We start from the raw sequence: 14417 nt of genomic DNA on the forward strand, positions 1-14417 counted from the left end.
CCGAGGAGCCGCTGCTGCGGCGCGGTGTCCGACGTGACGACCGCGCACCCGGCCGCCGACCCCTGGAACACCTTGTCGGGAACGAGGCGCAGCGCCTTGGCGCCCGTCCCGAAAACCCCCAGGCACACGTCGTGCCCGGCCACGAGCCGGGGGAGTTCGCGGCCGGGCACCCAGGCGTGCCAGCGCACCCGCGGATCCTGCCCCACCAGGTCGCGGGTGCGCTGGAGCTGAAGGCCGCGGCCGACCATGGTGACCGCGAGCGGGTATCCGTCGAGCTGACGCAGCGCGGCGCCGATGACGGGGGCGCCCTGCACGGGGGAGTAGTGGCCGAACGCCACGATCCGCAGCGGGTGTTCGGTGCTCGCCGGCTCGGGGGCGGGCTCCGGGTCGGCGCTCACGTCCCGCCCCGCGTCGAACCACTGCGGTGCGGCGCCGATCGGCACCACGACCGCCCGCTGCCGGTCCGCCGGGGCCAGCATGCGGCGGTGCTCCTCGGTGTCGACCAGCACCAGGTCCGCGGCGCGGATGGCGGCCGCCTCGACCCGCATCGCGACCCGCAGGCCCGCGCGCGGCGTGCGCCCGGTGCGGTCGACGACGTCGTCGACGCTCTCCAGGTGGTCGAGCAGCACCGGCACGTGCGGGAACAGCCGGCGGGCCACCTGGATGTCCACCCGTCCCCGGTACCCGCACAGGATCGCGTCCGGCCTGGGCAACCGCCGTGCCCGGACGGCCAGTTGGCCGAGCCTCGCGGCGTGCCGCAGCCCGGCCCGCGCCCGGGCGCCCTGCCGGTGGCGCGGCGGTCCCGCGAGGGCCGCGTCGTCCTGCCCGAGCGCCGCGTTGCACACGACGACGTCGACCCCCTGGCGTTGCAGCCCCTCGACGAGGATCCCGACCCGGGGGTGCACGGTCGTGTCGTACGTGCCGAACACCATGACCCGCATATGCCGATTGTGCGCAGCGTGACGGCCCGAAAACCAGATGTAGGGACGCTTCTCGTTCCCGGGGGTGGTCTCGGGAGGTTCCGGCCGGGAGCGCGGTGCGCCGGTGTTAACGTGACGCCCTGATCAGCCGGGGAGCGGCCCCGGTCCGGCCGACCGCGCGGTCCGTCGGCCATACCGACTCGGGGAGGGTGCGCGGGGATGGAACGCACGCGCACCTGGCGGCCCCCGTACGACCTCGATCTGCGCCTGACGCTCGGTCAGTTGCAGCGCGGGCACAGCGATCCCACCTACCGGGTGGCCCCCGACGGCGCGGTGTGGCGCAGCGCGCGTACGCCTGCCGGGCCGTGCTCCCTGCGCATCACCGCGTCACGCGCCACCGGCGAGGTCACCGGCCAGGCCTGGGGCCCCGGTGCCGAATGGCAGCTCGACCGCCTCCCGGACCTCCTCGGCGAGGGCGACGACCCGTCCGGCTTCCCGTCACACCACCACCCGCTCCTGCACGACGCGTTCCGCCTGCGCCGAGGGCTGCGCATGCCGCGCACCGGGCTCGTGCTCGCCGCCCTCATCCCGTCGATCCTCGAACAGAAAGTCACCACCATCGAGGCGCGCAGGGCGTTCCGCCTCCTCGTCCACTGGCACGGCGAACCGGCCCCCGGCCCGGCCCCGTCCGACCTGCGGGTCATCCCCGACGCCGCGACCTGGGCGCGCATCCCCACCTGGGACTGGCACCGCGCCGGCGTCGACCACAAGCGCTCCCGCACCGTCATGGCCGCCGTCCGCGTCGCCCCCGCCCTCGAACGCACCGCCCCCCTGCCCAACCCCGAGGCCTCCCGCCTCCTCAAACTCGTCCCCGGCATCGGCGTCTGGACCGCCGCCGAAACCATGCAGCGCTCCCACGGCGACGCCGACGCCGTCTCCGTAGGCGACCTCCACCTCTGCAAACAGGTCACCTACGCCCTCACCGGCACTCCCGGCGACGACGCCCGCATGCTCGAACTCCTGACCCCCTACCAGGGCCACCGCCACCGAGCCGCCCTACTCATCCGCATGTCAGGCGCCAAAGTCCCCCGCCGAGCCCCCCGCTTCGCCCCCCGCAACTACACCCGTATCTGACCAGCGCAGATGCGCGGCTCAGCAAGGCGGGCGGGGGCTCAACGCGTGCCCGGTGGATAGATCGGGAATCGCGACGTGTCCAGGTCGCTGCCGTAGGGCATCGGGACCAGATCGCCGAACCGGTAGCGGGAGCAGTCCTGGTACGCCTTGCCGTCCGATCGCGAGTGGACCGCCACGGTCCCGTCGCGGGGATCGACGATGACGTAGGTCGAGACCATGCCTTCTGCGTAGATTTCCAGCTTGTCGCCGAGGTCCTTGCGCCAGTTGCTCGGCGAGACGATCTCGACGACGGCGATCGCCAGTTCGGCTGGGACATAGCTTGGGTTGCCGGTGATGGCACCATCCTCGACGAACACGACGTCGGGTTCCGGAAGATCCGAGATGCGCGCGAACTCGATGCCCTGAGTGGCGAACGACAGAACTCCCTCGGGGGCCTGTTGGCCGATCAGCATGACGATCCGATTGTGGATCGTCGACGCGGACGACATCATCACGATGTGGCCACGCAGGTATTCGCCGTGGAAGTCTTCCGGAATGTCCATCGCGAGGAACACATCCCTGATCGGATCGTGTGGTCTGGTCACGTGATCACGCTCCGATGCTTCGTGGGCAACGCCCATTTTAGGCCGCGTTACCGGGCAATGCGGTTGCATCGTTGTTGTGGTCACGGGCAGATCCTGCGGTACCCGGGACGGCGCTCCCGGTCGAACGGGTGCGCGATCACCCGTTCGGCCTAAGGGGATTTGGTCAGCGGGTGGTGATGACGTCGTCCGGGGTGCGGGCCGGGCGGGGGCGCGGGGGTTCGGCGGGGTGGCCCAGAGCGATGGCGCCCATGGGGTCCCAGGTGTCGGGGAGGTCCAGGGTGGTGCGGACGGTGTCGCGGCAGAACATGGTGGAGGAGACCCATGCGGAGCCGAGGCCCTCGGTGGTGAGGGCGACCAGGAGGTTCTGGACGGCGGCGCCGGCGGAGACGACGAACATCTCGCGTTCGGCGGCGGTGCGGACCGGGTCCGGATAGGTGTGCGCGCCGTCGGTGACGAGGCAGGGGACGGCGATGTAGGGGGCGTTGCGCAGGAGGTCGCCGCGGGCGACGCGGCGGGTGACGGCGGCCTCGTCGAGGCCGTCGGCGCGCAGGTCGCGGGTCCAGGCGTCGCGCATCGCGTCCAGCAACTGCGTGCGGGACTCGAGGGATTCGAGGAGGACGAAGCGCCACGGGACGGTGTGGTGCGGGGCCGGGGCGGTGATCGCGGCGGCGACCGCGCGGCGTACTGCGGCTGGGTCGACCGGGTCCGCGGTGAAGGCGCGGGTGGTGCGGCGGGCGGTGACGGCGTTGCGGGCGCCCTCGCGCATGGCGTCGTCGGTGCCGAGGCGGAACATGTCGTCGGCGGAGCTGCGCACGACGGTACGGATGCCCTCGCCGTCCGCGTCGGTGACCAGGTGCGGCAGACCCCGCACGATCGCGACCGGGACCGCGCCCGCCTTGCCCTTGACCAGCTCGGCGGCGGAGGCCAGTTCGTCCACGACCGCGGTCACCGTGACGGCCAGTTCGTTGCCGTGCGTGTCGGTGCGCCCGCGGTGGTCGTCCAGGGCGTCGAGGCCCGCGACGCCGATCGCGACGTCGGTGAGGCCGGTGCGCCAGGGGCGGCCGAACGTGTCGCTCACCACGATTCCGAGGCGACGCGAGGTGAGCGCCGCCAGCCCGGAACGCAGCGCGCGGGCCGACGCGTCGGAGTCCTCGGGGAGCAGCAGCAGCGTGCCCGGCTCGGTGTTGGACGCGTCGACCCCGGCCGCGGCCATCACGAACCCGTGCCGGGTCTCGACGATGCGGGTGTTGCCGCGCTTCGCGACCACCCGTACCGCCTCCGAGTCGATCACCTTGTCGCGGTCGACCCCGCGCAGCAGGCGCCCCTCGGCCTTGCTGACGATCTTCGAGGTGACCACGAGGATGTCGCCGTCCAGCAGACCGGGCCCGTCGGCCGCCGCCGCGGCGATCAGTGCGGCGAGGTCGTCGCCCTCGCGCACCTCGGGGATGCCGGGGACGCCCAGCACCTCGTACCCGCGCGGCGGGGTCATACCGCGCCCTCCGCCCGCACCTCGGCCGCCAGGTCGAGGGCGGCGCGCGCCATGGCCGCGGTCGCCTCCACGTCCGTCATCATGAGCGGGATCGCGCGGCACGGGATGCCGGCCTCCTCGACCGCCGTGACCGAGTCGGCGTCCGTGGAGTCGACGAGCCAGCCGTCCAGCAGCCCCGGGCCGTAGTGCTTGGCGACCGCGACGGCGGAGGTCTCCACGCCGACCGCTTCGAGGACCTTGTCGGCCATGCCCCGCACCGGCGCGCCGCCGACGATCGGCGACAGCCCGACGACCGGCGCCTCGGCCTCGACCAGCGCGTCGCGGATCCCCGGCACGCCGAGGATGGTTCCGATGCTGACCACCGGGTTCGACGGCGGGAACAGGATCACGTCCGCCTCGGCGATCGCCGTGAGGACGCCGGGGGCCGGCTTGGCCTCCTCGATGCCGACCGGGACGATCGCGTGCGCGGTCGGCGCGGCCCGCAGCTTGACCCAGTACTCCTGGAAGTGGATCGCCTTGCGCGTGCCGGGACGGTCGCCCGCGCCCGGTTCGCCGAGCTCGTCGGTGTCGACGACGACGTGCGTCTCGACGCGGTCGTCCGACATCGGGATAAGTCGGACGCCCGGCTTCCACCGCGCGCACAGCGCCTCGGTCACCGCACTCAGCGGATAACCGGCGCCCATCATCTGGGTGCGCACGATGTGGGTCGCGTAGTCGCGGTCGCCGAGCCCGAACCACGTGGGCTCGACGCCGTACGCGGCCATCTCCTCGCGGATGCTCCACGTCTCGTCGCGGCGGCCCCAGCCCTGTTCGTCGTTGATGCCCTCGCCGAGGGTGTACATCACCGTGTCGAGGTCCGGGCACACCTTGAGTCCGAACAGGTGGATGTCGTCGCCGGTGTTGCCGACGACAGTGATCTCCGCCTGGGGTTCCGCTGCCTTGAGGCCCCGCAGGAACCGGGCTCCGCCGATCCCGCCGGCCAGTACCACGATGCGCATGCGGACCAGTCTCGCAGGCTCGGCCCCCACCGGAAGCCGCCGGGGCGGGTGAACGCGCGACACGTGCGGACGCGCGTTCGAGCTGTGTCCGGCGCCCGGGCCGTTCCGCGGCGCCGATGCCCGACGGGATCCCGTACGACACCCCTGACGAGAGCCCGTAAGAGATCCCGCACGACACCCCGTACGAGATCCCGCACGAGAGCCGTGTGAGATCTCGTACGAGATCCCTTACGAAAGGCTGACGGCCCGCCGCGTCACCCCCGCGACCCGGTCCGCGCGGCCTAGCGTCGCCGACATGAGGATCCTGGTCACCGGCGGCGCCGGCTTCATCGGATCGCACGTCGTGGACGCCCTGCTCGCGGCGGGCCACGACGTGCGCGTGCTCGACGTCCTGCTGCCCGCGGTGCACCGCGCGCGGCCCCAAGTGCCGGACGGCGTCGACCTCCACGAAGGGGACGTACGCGACCCCGCGGCGGTCGCGGCCGCGCTGCGGGGCGTCGACGCGGTCAGCCACCAGGCCGCGATGGTCGGCCTCGGCCTGAACCTGGACGACGCGCCGATGTACGTCGGCTGCAACGACCTCGGCACCGCCGTCCTCCTCGCCGAGATGGCCCGCGCGGACGTCGGCCGCCTCGTACTCGCGGGATCGATGGTCGTGTACGGCGAAGGCCGCTACACCTGCGGCGAACACGGGCCGGTCGTCCCCGGCCCGCGCCCCGAGGCCGACCTTTCCGCCGGACGCTACGAACCGCGCTGCCCCGGCTGCGGCGGCGACCTGGCACCGGGGCAGATCGCCGAAGAGGCCGCGCCCGACCCGCGCAACGTGTACGCGGCGACCAAGCTCGCCCAGGAACACCTCGCCGCCGCATGGGCCCGCACGGTCGGCGGAACCGCGACGTCGCTCCGCTACCACAACGTGTACGGCCCGAGGATGCCGCGCGACACCCCGTACTCCGGCGTGGCCTCGGTGTTCCGCTCGGCCCTGGCGGCGGGCACGGCCCCGCGCGTGTACGAAGACGGCAGGCAGCGCCGGGACTTCATCCACGTGGCGGACGTCGCCGCGGCCAACGTCGCGGCTCTCGGCCGGGGCGGCACCGGGCTGCGCGCGTACAACGTGGGCACCGGGCACCCGCGCACCGTGGGGCAGATGGCCGTCGCGCTGGCCGCCGCGCGGGGCGGCCCCGACCCGGTGGTCACAGGCCAGTTCCGGCTCGGCGACGTCCGGCACATCACGGCGTCGCCGGCCCGCATCGAACGCGAACTCGGCTGGCGCGCCCGGGTGGACTTCGAGGCGGGCATGCGGGAGTTCGCGGGCGCTGCCCTGCGGTGAGGACGGCCGTCCGCCCGGACGGCCGTGCCGTGCGCGACCCCGCGGCGGTCGCGGCCGCGCTGCGGGGCGTCGACGCGGTCAGCGCACGGCCGTTCGCCCGGACGGCGCCGGGCGAGTTCAGGGAGGCGATGAGCGCGCGGCCCACTACGCCGGCAGCCGCACCTCGAACCGGCACCCGCCCGTGATGTTGACGACGCCGACCGACCCCTTGTGCGCCTCCACGATGCCCCGCACGATCGCGAGGCCGAGCCCGGCACCCCCGTCCGGCCCGGGGGTCCGCGCATGCGAGCCCCGCCACCCCGTGTCGAACACCCGCGGCAGGTCGTCCTCCGGGATCCCGCCGCACGCGTCGGTCACGGTCAGCAGCACGCCGTCCGGCACGGTGCGCACCCCGACCGCCACGGTCCCGTCCGACGGCGTATGCCGGATCGCGTTGACCAGCAAATTCGTCAGCGCCCTCGACATCTCGCGGCTGTCCACCCGGACCGGAACCGGCTCGATCCCCTCCCCGTGCAGGCGCACCGCCCGCGACCGCGCCAGGACCTCGGTGCCCGCCAGCGCGTCGCCCACCAGGTCGTACAACGACACCCGCGACAGCGAAAGTTGCAGCGCGCCCGCCTGGATCCGCGACAACTCGAACAGGTCGTCGACCATGCCGCTCAGCCGGTCGACCTCGACCCGGATCCGCCGGTGGTAGCGCGTCGGATCGGCGGCTACGCCGTCCTCCAACGACTCCGCCATGGCCCGCAGCCCGGCAAGCGGCGTACGCAGGTCGTGCGAGATCCACGCGATCAGTTCGCGCCGCGACTGCTCGACCGCCCGCTCGCGCGCCCGGGCCTCCGTGAGGCGGGCGCTCGTACGCTCCAACTCCCGGCTCAGGTCCGCCAGTTCGGCTATCGACGAGGGCCGCGGCGGCCGGTACGCCGGAGCGGCGTCCGAGGACGCCGACCCGAGGCCGTGCGCCGCCCGCTGCAACGCCCGTACGTCCGCCACCACCGGCCGCCCGAGTACCGCGGCGACCGCGACCGCGAGCACGGCGGAGACCCCGCACACCACCATCATCACCGTGAGGTCGTGCGAGGACAGGAACATCGCCTGCGCGACCCCGACCGTTCCGGCCGCCATCGCGGCGACGGTCACCACCGAGACCGAGCCGAGCGCCACCGACAGCGGCCGGTGGCGCGTCAGGCGCAGCAACGCCATGCCGACGAGCGTCACGGCAAGGCCGCACGCGCCCGCGATCAGGCAGATGAGCAGGAAGTCCTTGAGTGGCATACGGCGTCACGGCCCGCCGGTCGCGTCGGACGGCATCGGCAACACGGATGAAACCGATGAAACCGACGAACCCGACGACCCCGGCAGCGTGCCCCCGGAACCCACTGTGCCCCCGGAACCCACTGTGCCCCCGGAACCCCCCGCGTCCCCTGCCGCGACGCGCCCCAGCTCCGGCGCATCCCCCTCGCCCGCGCCGCCCGGATCCAGTCGGTACCCCACGCCCCACACCGTCACCAGCATGCGCGGCGCCGCCGGGTCGTCCTCGATCTTCTCGCGCAGCCGCCGCACATGCACGGTCACGGTCGAGCGGTCGCCGAACGACCAGCCCCACACCTCGTGCATCAGCTCCTCGCGCGAGAACACCCGCCCGGGATGCCGGAGGAGGAAGCACAGCAGATCGAACTCGCGGGCGGTCAAGGACAGTTCCCGACCGTCCCGAGTCGCCCGGTGGGCGGCGACGTCGACCTCGATCCCGCCGTGCCGCAGCAGGTCGGACCCGTCGGACGGGACCGCTCCCGCGCGGCGCAGCACCGACCGCACGCGCAGCACCAGCTCGCGCGGGCTGAACGGCTTGGTCACGTAGTCGTCCGCACCGATCTCCAGCCCGAGCACCCGGTCGCTCTCCTCGCCCAGCGCGGTCAGCATCACCACCGGGACCGGCGCGCGCCGCCGCAGCCTGCGGCAGACCTCCAGGCCGTCCATGCCGGGCAGCATCAGGTCGAGGACCACCAGGTCCGGCAGCGACTCGTCGGCCATCGCGAGCGCCGTCGGCCCGTCCGGTGCGTGCGCGGTGGTGAAGCCCGCCCGGCGCAGGTAGTCGACGACGACCTCGGCCACGGTCGGATCGTCGTCCACCACGAGAACGGTGCCTGTCATACGGCCGAGTGTAGGGACGGCGGGTGCCGCGCCGAGGGGCCGCCGATGCGCCGTTCGGATTCCGTAAGACCTCCGCGGGCGGTGCCCGGCGGCCGCCCGCCGGTGCCTCGGACGCCCGCGGCCCGCCGCCCGCGGCCGAGCCCGACGTACGAATTTCGTAAGCACGCCGCGCCCCGGAATCCCGGCCCGCGCTGCCTAGCGTGATGGGCATGGACGCTGCCTCCAACCCGCCCGCCGCCCGCGTCGACGTCGTCCTGCCGTGCCTGGACGAGGCCGGTGCCCTCCCGTGGGTCCTGGGACGCATGCCCGCCGGCTACCGCCCGATCGTCGTCGACAACGGCTCGGCGGACGGTTCCGCCGACCTCGCCCGCGCACTCGGCGCGTACGTGGTCGAGGAGCCGGTACGCGGTTTCGGCGCCGCCTGCCACGCCGGCCTGCTCGCCGCCACCGCCCCCGTCGTCTGCTTCTGCGACTGCGACGCGTCGCTCGACCCGGACGAACTCCCGCGCGTCGCCGACCCGGTCCTCGGCGGGGACGCGGACCTCGTGCTGGGCCGCAGGCGCCCCGCGAGCCGACGAGCCTGGCCGCCGCACGCCCGACTGGCCAACCGGGTCCTGGCCCGCAGGCTCCGTGCCCGCACCGGTGCCCGCCTGTACGACCTCGGCCCGATGCGCGCCGCGCGCCGGGCGGACCTGCTCGGCCTGGGACTCGCCGATCGCAGGTCCGGCTATCCGCTGGAGATGGTGGTCCGCGCGGCGTCGGCGTCGTGGCGGATCGAGGAGGCCGACGTCCGCTATCTGCCGCGGACCGGCCGGTCGAAGGTGACGGGGACCGTACGCGGGACGATCACCGCGGTACGCGACATGAGCGCGGTGCTGGCCCGTGTCTGAGCCGACCACCCCCGACACCACCCTCCTCGTCATCGCCAAATCCCCGAGCCCCGGACGCGTCAAGACCCGCCTGACCCCGCCGCTCACCCCCGAGCAGGCCGCCGACATCGCCGAGGCCGCCCTCGCCGACACCCTCGATGCGGTACGCCTCGCGCCGGCCCGCCGCCGCGTCCTCGTCCTGGACGGCCGCCCGCGCGCCTGGTTCCCGGCCGACATCGACGTCGTCCCGCAGTGCGCCGGCGGACTCGACGTGCGCCTCGCCGCCGCGTTCGCCGCCTGCACAGGGCCGACGCTGCTGATCGGCATGGACACTCCACAGGTCGACCCGGACCTGCTGGCGGTCGACTGGACGCTCGCCGACGCGTGGTTCGGCGCCGCCGCGGACGGCGGATTCTGGGCGCTCGGCCTGCGCGTACCCGACCCGGCGCTGCTGCTCGGCGTCCCGATGTCCGTGCCGCACACGGGGCGGGTGCAGCGCGAGCGCCTGGTCGCCGCCGGGCTGCGCGTCCGCGACCTGCCCGTGCTCAACGACATCGACACCGCCGAGGACCTCGCCGAGGTGGCGCGCGATGCGCCGCACACCCGGACCGCACGGCTCGCGCAGGCGTACCATGCCCTGGCCGCGCGAACGACGCGCGCCGACGTCCCGGCCGCGACAGGCGGCCCCGCATGAGCGCCGCCGCAGGCACCGCGCGGATCCTGACAGCGGAAGCCGGGACAGCGGGAAGCGGGACAGCCGCAGCCGGCACAGCCGGAGTCACCGCCCCGACCGCGCCCGAACCCACGTCCAACAGCGCCGCCCTCGAACCGTACGAACACGCCCTGCGCACCCGCGGCCCCCTCTACCTCCGCCGCGCCGACGGCCGCCGCCATCCCCTCGACGTCGCCCGCTGGGCGGCGGGCCCCGACACCGCCGACCGCACCATGCTCGCCCGCTGCTCCGGCCCGACGCTCGACATCGGCTGCGGCCCCGGCCGCCTCGTCGCCGAACTCGTCCGGCGCGGCGTGCCCGCACTCGGTATCGACCTCGCCGCCGCCGCAGTCCGCCTGACCGTCGCCTCCGGCGGCGCCGCACTGCGCCGGTCCGTCTTCGATCCGCTGCCCGGCGAATGCCGTTGGGGGACAGCCCTGTTGGCCGACGGCAACATCGGCATCGGCGGCGACCCCGCGGCACTGCTGACGCGAACGGCCGTGCTGCTGCGGACGGGAGGCCGCTTGATCGTTGAGACCGAGCCCGAAGACCCGTACGTGCACGAGCGGTTCGCGGCACGCGTCGAGGACGCGGACGGCCGGGCAGGGGCGCCGTTCCGGTGGGCGCGGGTGGGTGTCCGGGCGCTTGAGGCGATGGCCCCTGCCTGCGGCTTCCGGTTGCGCGACACCTGGACGGCGAACGGCCGGAGCTTCGCCGCGCTGACCGCAACGGCCTGAACCGACCGCACGGGCCGTGCCGCGTCGTCCCGGGCGCGCCGTTCCGTGCCGCGGCGACCTGCGCGCCGACCCGGGTCGCATCTGACCCCGACTCAGCCCCCGCGCGCCGCAAGCCACTTGCGTACGCCGATCACCATCCCCGTGACCGCCAGCACGGCACCCCAGATCATCGCCAGGTTGCGTCCGTAGTCCAGCGGCAGCACCGACGGATTCGGCGGCGGCCAAGGCCGCACCAGAGCAGGCAGCGCGACCAGTGTCGCCGCCACGCCGACCGCCAGGCCGCCCAGCAGCGTACGCCGCACCCACGGTGCCGGGCCGCGCCCCGGAAGCGTCCGCATCACCAGCCATCCGATTCCGAACACCAGCCCCGCGAAGACGATGTCGTGCAGCAGCAGCCCGCCGACGAGCCAGCGCAGCACCGCCCACTTGTCGACGTACGCCGGCTGGTCGAGCAACCCCGCGATGCCGTAGCCGATCCCGGCGAGTCCGGCAGCCCCGAGAACCAGCCGCCACGCACGCACCACGCCCGAGACCTCGCGCCGTTCGCCCCCGCTCACCTCACAGCACCTCCATCCGCGCGACCCACTTCGTCTGGAGCACGCCCGGCCGGTTCGGCGCGATGATCCGCGCGGGGTATCCGTGGTCCTCCGCGAGAGGCTCCCCGTTGATGCCGAGGGCCAGCAACGTAAGTGCGTCACGGGTGTATTCGCGGCGCATCTCCATTACCGAGTACGGGCTGAACTGCTCCAGCGAGAACACCCGGAGCGTCGCGTCCTCCGGTGCGCCGGCCCGGTCCATCAGGTCCCGGATCCGTACCCCCGTCCACCGGGCCGATGCGCTCCAACCCTCCACACACGCGATCGGCAGCCGCACCGAGTGCTGCGGCATCGCCAGCAACTCCGCACGTGTGAAAGACAGTTCGATCGGGCCCGCGATGGTGAGCCGCCACTCCGGATCACGAATCGGTTGCAGAACGCCCGCCTGAGAGGCGGTCCGGTTCACCGGCAGCCGCTGCGGTCCGACACCCGGGCGGCGCGGCGCCAGCGGCGACGCCTTCGCCAGCGGGGACACCGACTGGCCGACGGTCGCGAGCGTCACCACGCCGACCGACGCCCCAAGCGCAGCCAACAGCCCGCGCCGCGACGGACCCCCGTCCGCCGCACCGGGCTCCGCCTCGGGCCCACGCGCCCAGTGCTCGGTGATCACCGGAAGTTGTACGCCGATGTGCAGCACCAGCGCGCCGGTCAGCACCCAGCCGACCCAGTAGTGCACCGGGACGAACGGGAACGCCCACGGGTACCACTGCACGATGTTGATCATGCCGGTGGCCAGTTCGAACAGGGCGGTGGCGACGAGGACCGCGATGGAGAGCCGTTCGAGCGCGTGGCGCACCGAACGGGCCGGCGGCCATACGTACAGCCTCGGGTAGACCACCCACAGCTTGGCCAGGAGGAGCGGGATCGCCGCGATCCCGGCCGCCACGTGCAGGCCCTGGGTCACCTGGTAGCCCCACACGGGACGGCTCGGCAGCGCGAGCCAGCCCGGCTGATTCTGCATCAGGTGGCTGAGCACGCCGGTCAGGAAGCACACGGCGAACGCGGCTCCCAGCAGGCGTCCCACCACCACCGCCGTACGCGGATCGTGCAGCGCCGTGCGGAACGTGCCCTCGCGCAACGGGCCCTTGCGCAGCATCCCCGGCGGCGCCGGGAGCGGAATGTCGTCGGGCAGGCGCCGGGAGCCGGAAAAGCGGGTCCTCCTCATGTCTGCACTCAATCCCCTGAGGGGCCTCGGCGTACCGCGGGCGGTGCTTACGGAGTGCTGACGTCTGGACGCGGCGACGGTGAACCGGCCGTCCCGGCTGCGATCGTCGGGGCATGCCCGCAGGCAAGACTTCCCCCGCCACACCCTCGGAATCCGACGCGTCCCCGGGATCTCCGGGGTCCGACGCACCTTCGGGATGCCCGGGGGCCGAGGCGTCCTCGGGATGCCCGGGGTCCGACGCACCTTCGGGATGCCCGGGGGCCGAGGCGTCCTCGGGATCTCCGGGGTCCGACGCACCTTCGGGATGCCCGGCGGCCGACGCACCTTCGGGATGCCCGGGGGTTGCCCAGCCCTCGGCATCCTCCGAAGGCGCGACGCCATCCCTTCCCGCCCCGCCGCCGTCGCGCCGCTCGGTCGCGGCATGGACCGCCCTGGCCACCGCGGTCGCCCTCGCGCTCGGCGGCGCCCTCGCCTACGCCGTACGCGGCCCCTACGCGCGCCCCGACACCCCGCGCATCTATGCCGCCTACGCCGTCACCTGGGTGCTGTTCGCGCTCGCCGCATGGATCGTCGTGCGCCGCGTCCCGCGCCGCGCCGCCGTCGCGCTGATCCTGTTCGGGGCCGTCGCCTTCCAGGCCATGGCCATGACCGCGGTGCCGCAGACGAGCGACGACGCGTACCGCTACGCGTGGGACGGACGCGTCCAGGCGGCGGGGATCTCGCCGTACCGCTACAGCCCGCAGGACCCCGCTCTCGAACACCTGCGCGACGACTGGCTGTTCCCGCCCGGAGACTGCGCCGGATGGTTCCGGCACCCGCTGCCGGACGGCACCTGCACGCTCATGAACCGGCCGGCCGTGCACACGATCTACCCGCCCGTCGCGCAGTTCTGGTACCGCGGCGTGCACGCGGTCACCCCCGACGGCGGACGCGAGCCAGTGCAGGCCGCGGCGGCTCTCGTCGCGGTCGCGGTGACCGCCGCCCTGCTGCTCGTGCTGCGGCGTTTCGGTCGCGACCCGCGGCACGCGGTGCTGTGGGCGTGGTGTCCGATGGTCGTCCTCGAATCGGGCAACAACGGCCACGTCGACGGCCTCGGCGTGCTGCTCATGGTCCTCGGCCTCGCGGCGGTCGCGGCGCGCCGCCCGATCCTCGGCGGGGTGCTGACCGGTGCCGCGATCGCGGTGAAGATGTTCCCGGCCGCGTCCCTCGTGGGCAGCGCGCGGCGCCGGCCCCTGCTGACCGGAGGCGTGGCGGTGCTCACGGTCGCCGCGACCTACGTGCCATATGTGCTGATGTCCGGCTCGGCGGTGGTCGGCTACCTGCCCGGCTATCTGCGCGAGGAGCGCTACGACGACGGGGCGCGCTTCGGACTGCTGGGCCTCCTGCTGCCGGAGGGGACGACACGGTACGCGGCCGTGGCGGTCCTCCTCGTCGTGGCCGTGGTGGTCGGCCGCCGCTCCGATCCGGACCGGCCGTGGGGTGCGGCGCTCACCATGACCGGCACCCTGCTGCTCGTCCTCACGCCGAACTACCCGTGGTACGCCCTGCTCCTGGTCGCCCTCGTGGTGCTCGACGGCCGGGCGGAGTGGATGGCCGTGGGGCTGGCCGGCTACGCCGTCTACTTCACGTTCTTCATGGGGCTCACCGCGGAGCGGATCCGCTTCGTCCACCAGGCGGCCTACGCCGCCGCCTTCGTGGTGGTCGCCGGTGGGGGGGGGGGGGGGGGGGGGGG

The 14417-nt window shown here is 73.9% G+C and carries 14 protein-coding genes; 6 read left to right on the forward strand and 8 right to left on the reverse strand.

Features of this window, described 5'->3' with window-relative positions:
• On the reverse strand, nucleotides 1–941 hold a 941-nt coding region (locus tag ACRX5S_RS35175), incomplete at its 3' end, for a hypothetical protein (protein WP_436777279.1).
• Between the two features lie 198 nt (nucleotides 942–1139).
• Here ACRX5S_RS35175 and ACRX5S_RS35180 point away from each other — a divergent pair.
• Complete coding sequence (locus tag ACRX5S_RS35180; protein ID WP_436777280.1) at nucleotides 1140–2054, forward strand: DNA-3-methyladenine glycosylase family protein; 915 nt, start codon at nucleotides 1140–1142, stop codon at nucleotides 2052–2054.
• Between the two features lie 38 nt (nucleotides 2055–2092).
• On the opposite strand, the gene ACRX5S_RS35185 is transcribed toward ACRX5S_RS35180, so the two are convergent.
• The 3 genes from ACRX5S_RS35185 to cofD all read right to left on the reverse strand — a co-directional run bounded on the left by ACRX5S_RS35185 (nucleotide 2093) and on the right by cofD (nucleotide 5125).
• Nucleotides 2093–2722 carry a Uma2 family endonuclease gene (locus ACRX5S_RS35185; protein ID WP_436777281.1) on the reverse strand — a complete coding sequence of 210 codons (630 nt, stop codon included), beginning with the start codon at nucleotides 2720–2722 and terminating at the stop codon, nucleotides 2093–2095.
• 79 nt (nucleotides 2723–2801) lie between these two features.
• On the reverse strand, nucleotides 2802–4127 hold the full coding sequence (locus tag ACRX5S_RS35190) for a coenzyme F420-0:L-glutamate ligase (RefSeq protein ID WP_436777282.1): 1326 nt from the start codon (nucleotides 4125–4127) through the stop codon (nucleotides 2802–2804).
• Complete coding sequence (gene cofD, locus ACRX5S_RS35195) at nucleotides 4124–5125, reverse strand: 2-phospho-L-lactate transferase (RefSeq protein WP_436777283.1); 1002 nt, start codon at nucleotides 5123–5125, stop codon at nucleotides 4124–4126. The genes ACRX5S_RS35190 and cofD overlap by 4 nt, the downstream gene beginning before the upstream one ends.
• 295 nt (nucleotides 5126–5420) lie before the next feature.
• Between cofD and ACRX5S_RS35200 the strand changes: the two genes are divergently transcribed.
• Nucleotides 5421–6455, forward strand: coding sequence for an NAD-dependent epimerase/dehydratase family protein (locus ACRX5S_RS35200; RefSeq protein ID WP_436777284.1), 1035 nt, complete (start codon nucleotides 5421–5423; stop codon nucleotides 6453–6455).
• A gap of 144 nt (nucleotides 6456–6599) precedes the next feature.
• On the opposite strand, the gene ACRX5S_RS35205 is transcribed toward ACRX5S_RS35200, so the two are convergent.
• Entirely contained in the window at nucleotides 6600–7730 is a 1131-nt protein-coding gene (locus ACRX5S_RS35205) for a sensor histidine kinase (protein ID WP_436777285.1), read from the reverse strand.
• A 6-nt stretch (nucleotides 7731–7736) separates the two neighbouring features.
• Nucleotides 7737–8606, reverse strand: coding sequence for a response regulator (locus ACRX5S_RS35210; protein WP_436777286.1), 870 nt, complete (start codon nucleotides 8604–8606; stop codon nucleotides 7737–7739).
• 209 nt (nucleotides 8607–8815) lie between these two features.
• On the opposite strand from ACRX5S_RS35210, the gene ACRX5S_RS35215 reads away from it, so the two are divergent.
• From ACRX5S_RS35215 to ACRX5S_RS35225, 3 genes are read left to right on the forward strand one after another with little or no spacing between them, the layout of a single operon-like run.
• Entirely contained in the window at nucleotides 8816–9496 is a 681-nt protein-coding gene (locus tag ACRX5S_RS35215; protein ID WP_436777287.1) for a glycosyltransferase family 2 protein, read from the forward strand.
• On the forward strand, nucleotides 9489–10169 hold the full coding sequence (locus ACRX5S_RS35220) for a TIGR04282 family arsenosugar biosynthesis glycosyltransferase (protein ID WP_436777288.1): 681 nt from the start codon (nucleotides 9489–9491) through the stop codon (nucleotides 10167–10169). Before ACRX5S_RS35215 ends, ACRX5S_RS35220 begins: the two co-directional genes overlap by 8 nt.
• Complete coding sequence (locus ACRX5S_RS35225) at nucleotides 10166–10924, forward strand: SAM-dependent methyltransferase (RefSeq protein ID WP_436777289.1); 759 nt, start codon at nucleotides 10166–10168, stop codon at nucleotides 10922–10924. The genes ACRX5S_RS35220 and ACRX5S_RS35225 overlap by 4 nt, the downstream gene beginning before the upstream one ends.
• A gap of 92 nt (nucleotides 10925–11016) precedes the next feature.
• On the opposite strand, the gene ACRX5S_RS35230 is transcribed toward ACRX5S_RS35225, so the two are convergent.
• Entirely contained in the window at nucleotides 11017–11481 is a 465-nt protein-coding gene (locus ACRX5S_RS35230) for a hypothetical protein (protein WP_436777290.1), read from the reverse strand.
• Between the two features lies 1 nt (nucleotide 11482).
• Nucleotides 11483–12616: a molybdopterin-dependent oxidoreductase gene (locus ACRX5S_RS35235; protein ID WP_436777315.1), complete on the reverse strand. Its 1134-nt coding sequence runs from the start codon at nucleotides 12614–12616 to the stop codon at nucleotides 11483–11485.
• A gap of 182 nt (nucleotides 12617–12798) precedes the next feature.
• On the opposite strand from ACRX5S_RS35235, the gene ACRX5S_RS35240 reads away from it, so the two are divergent.
• On the forward strand, nucleotides 12799–14417 hold a 1619-nt coding region (locus tag ACRX5S_RS35240), incomplete at its 3' end, for a glycosyltransferase 87 family protein (RefSeq protein WP_436777291.1).

The organism is Yinghuangia sp. YIM S09857 (assembly GCF_051388915.1).
In the GTDB taxonomy this organism is placed as follows: Bacteria; Actinomycetota; Actinomycetes; order Streptomycetales; family Streptomycetaceae; genus Yinghuangia.